This window comes from Variovorax sp. 10L426, from assembly GCF_056395305.1.
Window position 1 is genome coordinate 1 of record NZ_JBFTJF010000026.1, and the last position, 13194, is coordinate 13194.

At 65.6% G+C, this 13194-nt stretch carries 10 protein-coding genes; 5 read left to right on the plus strand and 5 right to left on the minus strand.

The features are described 5' to 3' along the window. The first annotated feature begins 215 nt into the window (after positions 1-215). On the plus strand, positions 216-1355 hold the full coding sequence (locus AC1DHL_RS26940; protein WP_478163985.1) for an ABC transporter substrate-binding protein: 1140 nt from the start codon (positions 216-218) through the stop codon (positions 1353-1355). 107 nt (positions 1356-1462) lie between these two features. Here the strand turns inward: AC1DHL_RS26940 and AC1DHL_RS26945 are convergent, their stop codons facing one another. The 4 genes from AC1DHL_RS26945 to AC1DHL_RS26960 are packed head-to-tail and all read right to left on the minus strand — an operon-like array spanning position 1463 to position 5562. Next, complete coding sequence (locus AC1DHL_RS26945) at positions 1463-2431, minus strand: PDR/VanB family oxidoreductase (protein ID WP_478163986.1); 969 nt, start codon at positions 2429-2431, stop codon at positions 1463-1465. A gap of 46 nt (positions 2432-2477) precedes the next feature. Beyond that, positions 2478-3257 carry an SDR family NAD(P)-dependent oxidoreductase gene (locus tag AC1DHL_RS26950; protein WP_478163987.1) on the minus strand — a complete coding sequence of 260 codons (780 nt, stop codon included), beginning with the start codon at positions 3255-3257 and terminating at the stop codon, positions 2478-2480. Positions 3258-3262: 5 nt separating this feature from the next. Beyond that, positions 3263-4243, minus strand: a complete 981-nt coding sequence (locus AC1DHL_RS26955) for a Bug family tripartite tricarboxylate transporter substrate binding protein (protein ID WP_478163988.1) — start codon at positions 4241-4243, stop codon at positions 3263-3265. A 44-nt stretch (positions 4244-4287) separates the two neighbouring features. Next, positions 4288-5562, minus strand: coding sequence for a Rieske 2Fe-2S domain-containing protein (locus AC1DHL_RS26960; protein ID WP_478163989.1), 1275 nt, complete (start codon positions 5560-5562; stop codon positions 4288-4290). A gap of 158 nt (positions 5563-5720) precedes the next feature. On the opposite strand from AC1DHL_RS26960, the gene AC1DHL_RS26965 reads away from it, so the two are divergent. Further along, positions 5721-6473: an IclR family transcriptional regulator gene (locus AC1DHL_RS26965; protein ID WP_478163990.1), complete on the plus strand. Its 753-nt coding sequence runs from the start codon at positions 5721-5723 to the stop codon at positions 6471-6473. 10 nt (positions 6474-6483) lie between these two features. Here AC1DHL_RS26965 and AC1DHL_RS26970 read toward each other — a convergent pair whose 3' ends face one another. Continuing rightward, positions 6484-7512, minus strand: coding sequence for a GGDEF domain-containing protein (locus AC1DHL_RS26970; RefSeq protein WP_478163991.1), 1029 nt, complete (start codon positions 7510-7512; stop codon positions 6484-6486). A 537-nt stretch (positions 7513-8049) separates the two neighbouring features. Between AC1DHL_RS26970 and pgaA the strand changes: the two genes are divergently transcribed. Genes pgaA through pgaC form a run of 3 tightly spaced genes read left to right on the plus strand, consistent with a single transcriptional unit; the run spans position 8050 to position 13180 of the window. Further along, entirely contained in the window at positions 8050-10104 is a 2055-nt protein-coding gene (gene pgaA, locus AC1DHL_RS26975) for a poly-beta-1,6 N-acetyl-D-glucosamine export porin PgaA (protein WP_478163992.1), read from the plus strand. Next, positions 10101-11897 (plus strand): poly-beta-1,6-N-acetyl-D-glucosamine N-deacetylase PgaB, encoded by a 1797-nt coding sequence (pgaB, locus tag AC1DHL_RS26980; RefSeq protein ID WP_478163993.1) that lies wholly within the window; start codon positions 10101-10103, stop codon positions 11895-11897. Before pgaA ends, pgaB begins: the two co-directional genes overlap by 4 nt. Before the next feature lie 29 nt (positions 11898-11926). Then, positions 11927-13180, plus strand: coding sequence for a poly-beta-1,6-N-acetyl-D-glucosamine synthase (gene pgaC, locus AC1DHL_RS26985; RefSeq protein WP_478103602.1), 1254 nt, complete (start codon positions 11927-11929; stop codon positions 13178-13180). Positions 13181-13194: the final 14 nt, after the last annotated feature.

A 13194-nucleotide genomic window follows, 5' to 3' on the forward strand; every position in this document is an offset into this window, starting at 1 on the left:
GACGCGGCGCCCCAGGCGCCCCAAATCCATCGTCCCATCGGTACACTTTGGCATCGGCAGTCCTCGGTTGAAATTGGCGTCAGATACCAATGTCAACGCGCTCCGGCACGAGGCTGCCGACCCTCTACTGGTGAAATTTCCGGGCTAGCATCGCCGCGCCGGCATGCAGCCACGGCGCGGCGCTGAAAAAAATCATTCGAGGAGACCCGACTCATATGGATCGTCGTACTTTTGTCCGCGCCACCGGCGCGGGCGTTGCACTGGGATGTGCCTCGCTGGCGCGTGCGGCCTTCGAGCCCGTCGCCGCAGGCGACGTGATCGCCATCGGCCAGAGCGCCGTGCTCAGCGGCCTGCTGGGGCAGACTGCCCTGGTCATGCAGGCAGGGGCCCGGCTGGCGTTCGACGAGGTGAACGCACAGGGCGGCATCGGGGACCGCAAGCTGAAGCTGATCGCGCTCGACGACGCCTTCGATCCGGCCAAGGCCCAGGCCAACTACCAGACGCTGATCCAGAAACACAACGTCCTGGCCTGCTTCGGGGGCGTGGGCGCCGCCACCACGCTGGCCGCCCTGCCGCAATTGCGCAGTGGCGGCACGCCCCTGGTCGGCGCGACGGCGGTGGTGGACTCGGTGCGCGACAAGGCCGAAGGCATCGGCTACTTCACGCGGGCCAGCCAGCAGCGCGAAGCCATCGCCCTGGTGCAGCATCTCCACACGCTGGGCATTCGGCGTCTGGCGGTTGGGTACTTCAACTCGAAGGGTGGCGAGGAAGTGCTGGCCCAGATCAGACAGGCGGCAGAGAAGTCCGACATGTCGGTGCTCGGCGCGGCTGCAGTAGACGGGGACGGCGGCAACGCCGCCGCGGCGGGCAAGGCACTGTCGCAGATGCGGGCGCAGGCGGTCATTCTGTACCTCACCGCGGCGCCGGCCGCCGGACTCGTCCAGGCTGTGTGGGCCGACGGCGGCGCGCCCTCCTTCTACGGCATGTCGATCCTGGCCGGCGACGTTGCCGCAAAGCTCCTGGGCCCGCAATCGCGCGGCATCGCGATTTCGCAGGTCACGCCCTTTCCCTGGGACGCTGCCGATGCGGATGCCACCCGCTACCGCCAAGCCGCCCAGGCAGCCAAGGTGCCCCTGGGCTACCACAGCTACGAGGGCTACATCTCCGCCCGCGTGCTGGTCCAGGCGATCCGGTTGGCAGGGCGCGACCTGAGCCGCGCCAGCCTGCATGCGAGCCTGCGCAAGCTCAAGACGCGCGTGGCGACGCTCGACGTCGATTTCAGCGCGGGGCAGAGCACGGGCTCGGAATTCGTCGAACTGGTGCAAGTGCGAAGCGACGGCCGCTACGTGCGCTGAACACGGCGCGCCGAGATGGCGCGAGGGCGGGCTTTCCACAATCGGGCCGACGCAAGCTGGCAGGCGGCTGAACAAACGTGCCGGCCTGAGGACGCCGCGCCCTACGACTACACGTCGAGCACCAGCTTCCTGCCCGTGCAGCGCGAAACGCAGATCATCATGCTCTTGCCCGACTGGCGCTCCATCTTGGTCAGAATTCCGTCCTGGTGGTCCAACTCGCCGTCGAAGCCAAGCACCGCTGTCTCGCAGGCGCCGCAAACGCCCTCCTTGCAGCTGTAGTCGGGGTTCAGGCCGGCATCGATCAGCGCATCGAGGATCGACTTGCCCGCAGGCACTTGCACCGACTGCCCGCTCTGTTCGCACACGACCTCGAAGCCGTGCATCCCGGCGGACGAGTCCACGGCCACCGCCGCGAAGCGCTCGATGTGAGTGTTGAGGCAACCCAGTTGCTCGCACGCCTTCTCGAAGGCGCCGAGCATCGGTGTGGGGCCGCAGCAGTAGTAGTGGCTATCGACGCCGCGACCGGCCAGCAGCTTGGCCAGGTCGGGCGGTCCGCCGGCCTCGTCGTCGAAGTGCCAGGTGACTGCGGCCTTGTCCTTCAGAGCCTCGATGGCTTCGACGAAGGCCGCTTCCTTGCGATTGCGCGCACAGTACAGCAGCTCCACCGGTTCGCCCAGGGTCGTCAAGCGCTGCAGCATGCAGAAGATGGGCGTCACACCGATGCCACCGGAGACCAGCACGCTCTTGGGCGCGTTCTCATGCAGCTCGAAGTTGTTGCGGGGGCCCGAGATGTCGATGACCTGCCCGACGCGCAGGTGCTGGTGCACGAAGCGCGAGCCGCCGCGGCTCTTCTTGTCGCTGAGCACACCCACCACGTAGCGGCCGCGGTCGCTCGCCGGGTTGCACAGCGAATAGCTGCGCACCAGGCCGTTGGGCAGGTGCAGGTCGATGTGCGAACCAGCCCCGAACAATGGGAACTCCGCGCCCGCGCCGGTGGGGTGGAACTCGACGCTGACGATACCGTCGGCCTCATGACGCATGGTGTGCACGAAAGCCTTGAGCGTGGGGGAATGCATTGGCGTGAGATGGGTGTCGGTGCCGCCAGATGGCAGCTCCGGTCTGTCACATGATGTGCAAGCCTCCGTCCACCATCAGGGTCGTCCCCGTGATGAAGGACGCCTCATCCGAGGCCATCCAGAGAATGGGATACGCGATTTCCATCGGGTCTGCCCATCGGCCGACCAAGGAGGTGTCCTTGCGTTCGGTACGCAACTGTTCCAGGCTCTTGCCCGCCCCCTGGGCGCGCGCCGCGTGGAACTCGGTCAGGGTAGAACCGGGACAAACCGCATTGGCACGCACGCCGTGGGCGGCCTCCTCGAAAGCGAGACTGCGAGTGAACGCCAGTTGGGCTGCCTTGGTGGCGTCATAGAGAGCCATGCCCCTGCGGCCCGTGACGGCGTAGCAGGAGGACACGTTGACCACACTGCCCTTTCCGGACGCCCGCAACGCGGGCAGCGCTGCCTTGCAGTAGTTCGACATACCCACGAGGTTGACCGCAACCATGGCCTGCCATTCCTCTGCGGTGACGTCCTCTATGGCGGCGTAGTTGCGCATCGCCGCATTGTTGACGAGCGCGTCGAGGCGCTGCCACCGGCTCAGGCACATGCGAATCACCTCCTTCGCTCGGTTCTCGTCTCGCACATCGGCCTCGATGGTGAAGACCTGGGCCCCCGGCATCTCCGCTTCAATGGCTTGACGGGTGCGTTCAAGTCCTTCGGCGTTGGCGTCCACCATCGCAACGGAGGCACCGTTCGCGCAGAACAAGGCGGCAGTCGCTGCGCCGATTCCGGAAGCCGAACCCGTGATGATCGCAACCTTGCCGGCCATTCGTTGATGGGTCATTTCCGTCATTCCACCTTGGCGCCGGTTTCCTTGATGACCGCGCCCCAGCGCTTGATCTCCGTGTCGATCCATCGGCTGAACTCCTGCGGTGAACTGGCGATGACCTCGAACTCCATGTCCTCCAGCTTCGACTTGATCTCCGGCGTGTTCAGGATGCGAACGAACTCCTCGTTGTAGCGTTTGATGATGTTGGGCGGTGTTCCACCCGGCGCCAGAAAGCCGATCCAGGAGGTGGCTTCGAAGCCCTTGAGACCCGATTCAGCCAGCGTGGGAATGTCAGGCGTGCTGTGGAAACGACGGGCGCCCGTTGTTGCAAGCAGCCGGAGACGCCCGTCTTTGACGAAGCCCTGCACATTGCCTGGAACGAAGAACCCTGCCTGCACATTGCCCGCCAGGAGGTCGGCCACAGCCGGTGCTGCGCCACGGTAGGGAACGTGGGTCATCTGGAAGCCGGCGCTCGACTTCATCATCTCCATGGTCAGATGGGACGCACTCCCGATGGACACAGAGCCATAGGAGTACTTCGTCGGGTTGGCTTTGACCTTGGCGAGAAAGTCCTGCACGCTGGTGATCCCGGTCGATGGATTCACGACCAGATACTGGGGCGATTTCACCGCCAGGGTGATCGGCGCGAGATCCTTGCGCGGGTCAAAGGGCATCTTCTCGAACAGGGTGACATTGATCGCCAGCGGTCCGTTGTATCCCACCAGGAGCGTCTGACCGTCCGGTGCGGACCGGGCCACCTCGGCGGCGCCGATGTTGCCGCCAGCCCCGCCCTTGTTCTCGACCACGAAAGGCTGGCCGAATGCTTCCTGCAGCTTGGGGGCCACCAGACGGGCCAGTACGTCGTTGGTGCTTCCGACGATGGGCACGATGATGCGAACCGGCTTGTTGGGGCGCCAGTCGGCCGCGGCCTGGTCAGCCCAGGCCTGCCCCGTGGCGGCTGACGCCATCACGACGGCAGCCAGCAATGTGGTGAGTTTCACTTTGTCTCCTTTGATCGTTGGGTATCGGCTTGTCTCGTTCAGGCCTAGAGGCTGAAGACCGGCTTCTTCGTGCTGTCGGCAAGATGCTCACTGGCCCACTCGAGCGGGCTCTGATCCTTCGGCAGTAGCACGCCAGCGGGCCGAACACGCTGCTGGCTCGAATCGAGTGCCGGAGGGACGTCCCCTTTTTCCAATCCGATCGCGGCTTCCTGGAGCATTCGGCGCGCCATGACGATGGCCTTGTCGGTCGGCAGCAAGCGCTCGGCCTCGTGATCCTGGATGGGCCCCATGCTTTCCTGCAGCGAATAGTCCTGGGCGGAGAATCCGAAGACGCCGCTGTAGGACCGCTCTTCACGCTGGGCAACGCGGTCGATCAAGTAGTCGTTGTCTCGATTGGCGCGCGGCACGAAGCTTCCCGGCGCCTCGTAGTCCACGTGGATGCCCTTGCCGGCCTCCATGGCCTCCCGCTCTTCCGCACCCAACGCGCGGTCCGGCTGCCAGTTGATGCTCCATGCCCAGCAGTTGTGATCATCGATCGGCACCCAGATATGACCAGCCAGCGCGTGATCGCCGAACGGGGCAATCAGCGTGAACCATGGGAACAACCACTGGGTGATTCGCCAGTAGTAGGAATCCGGCTCGCCGTTGCGCCGGCCAAACAAGCTCAGGCCGAAGGGCGTCTTCTCGATCTCGAAGATCACGTTGCCGTCCGCCTTGATGTAGTCCAGCGCCTTGACCCCCTGGTGCATGGGATCGGTATCGACCTCATAGCGGTGCACGTAAGACACATGCGCCGTGTCGATGCCGCCCTCCATGGCCTGGAGATAGCTGCTGCGCTGCAGGCGCTTGGAGACGAAGACACGGTCTGCCGGCAACGTGCACCACTCGATCTCGGGCAGCTCCGGCTGCATACCCTCCGGCCCCATGTAGGCCCAGACGATGCCACCGCGCTCGATGCAAGGGTATCCCTTGATGTGCATCCGGGCGCACGACTGGGGGGACGACGGGACGTCCACGCATTTGCCGTCGCCATCGAACTTCACGCCGTGGTAGGCGCAGCGGATTCCGTTCTCTTCGTTGCGACCGAAGAAAAGCGACACACCCCGATGGGAGCAGAACTCGCCGATCAGGCAAGCCTTGCCGTCCGTATTCCGGAAGGCCAGCAGCTTCTCGCCCAACAACTGCACTCGCACCTGCGGCCCATTGGCCTCTTCGATCTCACTCGACATCAGCGCCGGGACCCAATAGCGCCGCAGCAGATCGCCCATGCGCGTTCCTGGCCCGACCCGGGTCAATGTTTCCGACATTTCCTTGTTCATCGCGTCATCTCCAGTTTGTTCAGATCTGTCCGACCTGCGGACACATGTATCCATAGTACGGACTTCATTGATCCAAGTCAACAGGTGAGATCAGCTGTCCATCTGATGGACAATACGCTTCGCGACAATGAGAACCAACCGAACGAAAGAGGTGCGTTGTGGATGCTGAGGAGAAGTCGAGCGAAGGGGTTCGGGCGGTAGAGCGCGCACTGGACATCCTGATGGCCTTCACGTCCGGCGATCACGAATTGACTGCGGGCGAACTGCTCAAGCGCGTGGACCTGAGCCGTCCGACCCTCTACCGTTTGCTGCGCACGCTGGAAAACAAGGGATTCGTTGTTTCCTCCGGGGATCCGCAGCGCTTTTCACTGGGTGCGTCCGTGGCGCAGCTGGCCCATGTGTGGAGCAACAGCATGGATGTTGCCGCGGTCGCCCAACCCATGCTCAAACGACTGTGGGATCAGACAGGAGAGACTGTCGCGCTGCTCGTCCACGAGGGCAACGACCGCGTGTGCATGGCGGAACTTCCCAGCGCCCAACCGTTGAGCTTCAAGCGCGGCGTGGGGCACCGGGAAGACGTGACCCGTGGAGCCAGCGGGCGCGTCATCCTCGCCCATCTGCCATCCCCCGAAACGTACCTGCAAGGGGGCCACGACGAGCCCATCGACCTGGCCGCGTTTCGCAGGCGCCTGAAAAAGATCCAGGACCAGGGCTATGAAGTCAGCCGCGACGAACTCATCAAGGGCGCTGTGGCGGTCGCGGTCCCCTTTTTTCTCGGAGACGGCAAGGTCATCGGGTCACTGGCGGTCTTTGGTCCTGGCGTGCGCGTGGATCATGAGCGCGTGTCGTTCTTCGCGGAGCTTCTGAAGGCTGAAGCAAAGAAGCTATCCCAGGCGCTTGGGCAGCGATAGTCGTCCAGCGTCAAGCCATCGGTTGCAGGCCAATGCGGGTGACGCCGAATTTCTCATGCGCTTTCGTGAACACGAACGATCGCTCGAAATCGGGTCGATTGTCCGGTTCGGAGTTGACGCTCCAGCAAATCTCGAAGTTGTCGACAGGCTTTGCCGCCCGGCCGGCGTAGAAGCTCGTGTAGCACTCGCTGACCCGCTCGAGCGCATCCTGGGCATATCGCTTCGCGTTCGCCGGATCGGGCCAATGGACTTGCGCCAGCGCGCAACGAAAGCTCAACGCGATCCGCTCTCCGAGGATGGGCTCGGTGTTGAAGTCGCGGAAGAGGTCGCGCAAGCGATTGCAGAAACCCAGCGCGGCGATCAGATCGCCGCGCACCAGGAACAAGAACTCATCACCCGCCGCGTACTTTCTGTAGAAGCGGCGTTGGGTCAACGGGACCTTGGCGAGCGACTCGCTTCCGACTGGAGAGCCGCCAAATTTCTTCTTGTACATCTCCTCGTCCCTGCGCATGGTGGCGTGGATCTTCTGCACGATGCCCCTGAGCAACCGGTCGCCGCGCTCGAATCCGAACTTCTGGTTGACGCTGCTGAAGTCATGGATGTCGAGGAGGATCAGGTGACCTTCGCGCTGCAAACCCTGCGCCAGCGCGAACATGGCAAAGTCTTCTTCAAGACGGTCCTGCCGAGGTATGCCGGTGACGACGTCGAGCGTGAAGCTGCGATTGACCGATGCCAACATCCGCTTGAGATTCTCGATTTCATCGTCCTTGCGCTTGCTCGCCACCTCTTCCGCGAACCAGAGCCTGTCGACCAGAAACCACGCAGCGCTCGCCGCAAGCATCATCGAGAAGATCAACAACGGCCACGAAAGCAAGAGCACCGAGCCGTCGACATGCACGACGGTGTCGGCCGGCACCAGGAAGAAGTCGACCAGCGTCTTCCGGAAATCGTCACTCAGCTTGGCGGCCCCCAGCAGCAAGCTTGCGACCGGGCCCACGACCGCGATCACCAGTTTGGGATTGACCGGCCTGAGTTTCATGCGGGGCTCACAACGCTACCGGAACCACTCGGCCGACGAGAGGTAGCTTCTGTCGCTTCTCCCCCCCACGGCCAGAACCAGGCCGTGCCCCCCGCAACCAGCATCTGGCCGTCGGGCAGCAGAACGGCAGCGGCAGAGGCATGCACGTGCTTCATGCTGCCGGCGAGCGACCAGGCGCCGGTCTTCGGATCGAACAGTTCGGCAGTGGCGCCGTCGCCGCGGCCTCGCCGACGGCCTGGACCTTTCGCGACATCATCTTGATCCCCCGCCGCAGCCCCCGTGCAACGGGGTGGGCCGCGCATGTTCAGTAGAAAGCGGTGCCTTTCGCCTGCCCGAAGTAGATCTCGTCGGGTGGGTGCCTGTCCAGCGATGCGTGCGGAGGCCGGACGACGCCAGAGAGGATTGATCGTATGCTCCCGGCGGATGACGCTCCGACTGCGATTCACGGCCCGGACCCGCTGGAGGTGCATCGGAATCGCTGTGACGGTTGCATGCGGCAGTGCGGGGGGACAGACCGCGCCACCGCATGACCCGGCCATGCCGGTGCCCGGCGCAGCTGAAACCGCCCGCGCGCAAGCCGGTCCCGACAAACATTCCGATGCCGGGACGGAGGCGTCGGCGTCGGCGTTGCTCGAGCGCGGCCGCGCCTCCCTGCGTGCCGGCGATCGGTACGCGGCCCTCGCCGCCATCGCGCAGGCCCGACGCCTGCAACCCGACAACGCCGAGATTGCCCAGGCCCTGGCCGATGTGCTGATGGAACTGGGCGCCCCGAGTGCCGCAGCCCAGGTGCTGGGCGCGCGCGCTGACCCAGGCGTGCGCAGCCGCGTCGCCGGCCAACGCCTGCGCTGGGCCATCGACATCCCCCCGCGCTCGCCCGATCCGCGGCATCGATTCGACGATGTGGATCCGGCACTGGCGCGCCTGAACCAGCTGCTCGCCGAGGCGCGCGCCGCCGTCCCGCCGGATACCGGGCTCATCATCCGCCTGGAGCGCGACCGTGCGGTGGCCCTGCGCCATCGCGAGCGCTGGCAGGAGGCGGTCGACCAAGTGGGCGCGCTGCGCGAAGCGGGGGACACGCTCCCCGCCTATGTCCTGCGAGCAGAAGCGGACGCACTGCTCGCTCTGCGCCGCCCGATGGATGCTCGCCGCGTCTACGAAGAAGCCCTGCAGCGCCTGTCACCGGCCGAGCGCGCGGATGACGACGGGCCGTGGCGCTCGATCATGGTGGGGCGCGCGTACGCCGAGGAAGAGAGCGAAGACTTCGATGCCGCCTTCGCCACTGTTGACGCCCTGCTGGCCGCCGCTGGCCCTCCTTTTCGCAGCGCCGGCGAGTTCCAGACGCCGCGCGAGAACGACGCCTGGCTCGAGGCAAAAGCGCTCGACGCCGCCATACGCAGCTACGCGGACATGCCGGCCGAGGCGTGGGCACGGATCGCACCGCTGGAGCAAGGCGCGCCGGCGCTGCCTTGGCTGCGGGCGCAAGAGGCCGATGTCGCTGCGCAGCAGGGCTGGCCTCGCTTGGCCGAAGACGACGTGGACACCGCCGCGGCCCTCGCGCCGGAAGACTTCGGCGTCCGCGTGCAGCAGGTGGATTCGGACACGCGCCGACATCGCCTGCTGCGGGCCGATGAGCGCCTGGCGCCGTTGCTGGAAGAGGGCGCGGACATCCCGCGCGTGCAGCAGGTTCGTCGGGAACTCGACGCCGCAATGGGCCCCAGCCTGAGCTTCGAGCTCGGAGGAAGGCACACCAACAGCCAGGCACTTCAAGGGCCGGGGAATGGCGGTGAGGCCAGTCTTCAGGTCGAGTCCTCGACCTTCGCCGGAACATGGCGGCTCATCGGCATGGCCGACAGCAGCTCCGACTCGCTGGAGGAAGGCCGCGCCGAGCGCCATCGCTTCGGCGGCGGCGTGCAGGCCCGCTGGCCCGATTGGAAGCTCAATGCGTTGGCATGGTCCCAGACGGGCTCCCTGAACACTTCCGGCGGTTCGCTCGCCGCTCAGTGGGAGCCTACCGATCACTGGACCTTTCTGGCGGACGCCGCCAAGCATTCGCCCGACGCCCCGTTGCGCGCCGACTTCCACGGCATCACCGCGGACGCCGTGCGCGGCGGTCTGCGCTATGCGTGGAGCGAATCGGCGGAGGCGGGCCTGAAAGCGCAGTACATGGACTTCAGCGACGGCAACAGGCGGGACCTGGTGACGATCGACGGCGTCCTCAAGGTGCTCGAGCAGCCCCACCTGCGCGTCACGCTCAAGCCGCGCATCGAGTGGCAGAGCAACAGCCTGTTGGTCACGCCGTATTTCAATCCGAGCGAATCGTGGCTGCCGTCCATCGAGGCTCAGGTCGAACACGTCATGTCGCGCGTCTACGAGCGCACACTCTTGCAGCGGCTGCGACTGACCGTGGGCATGTTCGATCAACGCTTCTTCGGCGAACACGCGGTTGGCGGCGCCGCGTATGAACAGACCTGGCGCCACGATCCATGGACCGAGGTGACCTGGGGCATCGAATGGGCGAGCGCGGTGTACAACGGCCAACGCGAACGCACCCTCAACGGCTACCTGAAGCTCGAACACAAGTTTGGACGATGAGCACGAACCATCCCTTGAGCACAGCGATCTGCGCCCTCGCGTCGGTGCTGCTGGGGATGTGCATTGCCGCGCAACCCGCGTCCGCGCAAGAACCGTCTTCGATGTCCTTGTCGCCACCCGCCTTCGCAACCATCGGCTTCCATGATGTGGTCGATGCCAAGAGCGAACTGGACGATGACGCGGTCACTGCCGACCGCCTGGTGAGCTTCTTCGACTGGCTGCGCGGCAACGGATGGACGGCGGTCTCGCTGGATGACATCGCGCGCGCGGGCCGGGGTGAGAAGGCGCTGCCGGCCAAGGCCGTGCTGATCACGTTCGATGACGGCTACCGAAGCTTGTACACCCGTGTCTATCCGTTGGCCCTTGCCTACGGAATCCCGATCGTCGCAGCGCTGGTCAGCGACTGGATGGAGCCGCCTGCGGGCTCGTTGGTGAAGTACGGCAGCCGCATGGTGCCGCGGGAGCGCTTCATCTCCTGGGATCAGGCACGCGAGATGCAGCGTTCGGGCCTGGTCGAATTCGCGCTACATACCCAATCGCTGCATGATGAGGTCGTCGGAAACCCGCAGGGAAACACCATGCCCGCCGCGGTGACGCGCAGCTACGCGGCCGGCGTCGGATACCAGAGCGAGGCCGACTTCGTTGACACCGTCCGCGTCGACCTCGCAAACGGGCGCGCCACGCTGATGCGCGAGTTGGGCCGCGCGCCGCGTGCGCTCGTGTGGCCCTACGGCCGCTACAACGCCACTGGCACGCGGGTGGCTCGCGGTCTGGGATTCGAGTTTGCGCTCGTGCTGGACGAAGGGCCCTCCAGCCTGCGAGAACCTCTCAGGATTGCTCGCTACTTGCCCACCTACAACCCTCCTCTGCTGGATCTGGTGCGGAACCTGCGACCCGATCCGAATGAAAGGAGGGTGGATCGCCTGGTGTGTCTGGACCCGGAAGCCTTGTGGACCGGAGACGAGGCCACGAGCAACGAACGGCTGGGCCATGCGATAGAGCGCGTGCGCGCGCTGGGCGTGACCGGCCTCGTCGTCGATGCGGTTCGCCACGACGCGCAGGGGCAAATCACCGCCGCCTGGTTTCCGACGCACGAACTGCCGCTGGCGGGCGACTGGCTCTCGCGCATTGCCTGGCAGATGCACACACGCGCCGGCGTGAAGGTCTATGCCCGCTTGCCGCACCGCGCATCGCTCGAGGTCCTGGGCGATGAGGCTCGGGTGCGGCGCCTCTACGAAGATCTGGGCGCACTCGTGCCGTTGGACGGTTGGCTGCTCGAGAACAGCGAAGTGCCGGCGCTGCCCCGCTTCGATGGTCCGCCGCCGCTCTTCGTGCATCGTCCTGGCATTCCTCCGAGTTGGTCCGCCTGGGTGGTGCGCGATCGGCGGCAATCGATGCTTCCTGCACTCGGCCAAGGTGACGGTATCGACGCGCTGGGCTGGCGGTCTTTTGCCGCGCTGGACGCCGCGCGACCCGGGTTGGAGTTGGTGTGGCTCGCGCCGACGCGTGCGACGACCGCCGCGCACCCACTCGCCGACATCAGCCTGGGGCCCGCCGGCTTCGGCGAACCGATCGCCGACAGTCGCCTCGCGCCGGTCGATCCCACGCTGACCCGCTGGTTCACCGGTGCCCAGCCACCCGACGCGCGACTGCTTGCCCGCAGGGCCATGGACTTCGAGCGCCACGGCGGCGTCTCGCTGGGCTGGTGCCCTGACGACCCTGTTGCAGACCTGCCTGGGGCGGCTGTCGTGGCGCCCGCGGTGTCTGCGTCCGTGTTTCCTCTGCGACATTGAGACGCAGGATCGCACCGAGGCTGAACCCAATGACCTTCCAGGACCTCATCGCCACCTTCTGCTTCGGCTATCCCTTCGTGATGGCGATCTACTGGATGTGTGGTGGCGCCCTCTACGTCTTTCTGCGCGGCCGCCATGAGCCGCGGCCGGAGGAACCCCCGCCTCTCTGGGACTATCCGGGCGTATCGGTGCTGGTGCCGTGCCACAACGAGGAGCGACAGCTGGCCGAAACCTTCGGTGCGCTGACGCTCATCGAATATCCGAACTTCGAGATCATCGCGATCAACGACGGCTCCAGCGATCGGACCGGAGCCTGGCTCGAAGCACTCGCCCTGCAGATGCCGACGCTTCGCGTGGTGCATCTGGACAGCAACCAGGGCAAATCCACCGCGCTGAACGCCGGCGCGTTGGCCGCTCGTCACGAGTTGCTCGTCTGCATCGACGGCGATGCGCTGCTCGAACCTCACGCGCTGACCTGGCTGGTGCGCCGATTCCAGACGGACCCCCGCATCGGTGCCCTCACGGGCAATCCGCGCGTGCGCAACCATGCCACGCTGCTGGGGCGCCTGCAGGTCGGCGAGTTTTCTTCCATCGTCGGACTCATCAAGCGAGCGCAAACCGTCTACGGGGCACTCTTCACCGTCTCCGGGGTCATCTGTGCTTTCCGCAAGCGCGCGTTGCAGGACGCCGGCTGGTGGTCGCGCGAGGCCCTGACCGACGATGTCGATGTGAGCTGGCGCATCCAGCTTGCGGGCTGGCGCGTGGTCTTCGAGCCCAAGGCCCTCTGCTGGATCCTGATGCCGGAGACCCTGCGGGGGCTGTGGCGCCAGCGCCTGCGATGGAGCGAGGGGGGGACGACGGTCATGATCAAGGTCTTGCCGTCACTGCTTCGCCGGCCGGGCCTGCTGCCGATATGGATCAATTTCGTGGCGGCGATCGCCTGGGCCTACGCAGTCGGGATCGGCTTTCTGGTCTGGGCCGTCGTTCCATTGCTCGAGCACTGGGGGTTCAGCTTCCCTGGAATCTGGCCGTCCTTCGGCCCGTATCCCCGCGACTGGGGCCAGGTTCTCGCGATGACCTTCCTTGTGCAGGCCCTGACCAGTGCGGCGATCGACGAGCGTTTCGAGCGGGGGATCCATCGCTCATTGTTCTGGATCGTTTGGTATCCGCTGGTTTTCTGGGTCGTCCAGGCCCTGACGTCGATCGTCGGGGCACCGCGTGCCATATGGCATCTGGGTCGGACGCGCGGCACCTGGGTGAGTCCGGACCGAGGCCTGCGCTGACCTTCAGGAGCATG

Bases quoted from the DNA above. Each gene is read 5' to 3' on its own strand.
- AC1DHL_RS26940 (WP_478163985.1), top strand. From the start codon at position 216: ATGGATCGTCGTACTTTTGTCCGCGCCACCGGCGCGGGCGTTGCACTG.
- AC1DHL_RS26945 (WP_478163986.1), bottom strand. From the start codon at position 2,431: ATGCATTCCCCCACGCTCAAGGCTTTCGTGCACACCATGCGTCATGAG.
- AC1DHL_RS26950 (WP_478163987.1), bottom strand. From the start codon at position 3,257: ATGACCCATCAACGAATGGCCGGCAAGGTTGCGATCATCACGGGTTCG.
- AC1DHL_RS26960 (WP_478163989.1), bottom strand. From the start codon at position 5,562: ATGAACAAGGAAATGTCGGAAACATTGACCCGGGTCGGGCCAGGAACG.
- AC1DHL_RS26970 (WP_478163991.1), bottom strand. From the start codon at position 7,512: ATGAAACTCAGGCCGGTCAATCCCAAACTGGTGATCGCGGTCGTGGGC.
- pgaA (WP_478163992.1), top strand. From the start codon at position 8,050: ATGCCGGTGCCCGGCGCAGCTGAAACCGCCCGCGCGCAAGCCGGTCCC.
- pgaB (WP_478163993.1), top strand. From the start codon at position 10,101: ATGAGCACGAACCATCCCTTGAGCACAGCGATCTGCGCCCTCGCGTCG.
- pgaC (WP_478103602.1), top strand. From the start codon at position 11,927: ATGACCTTCCAGGACCTCATCGCCACCTTCTGCTTCGGCTATCCCTTC.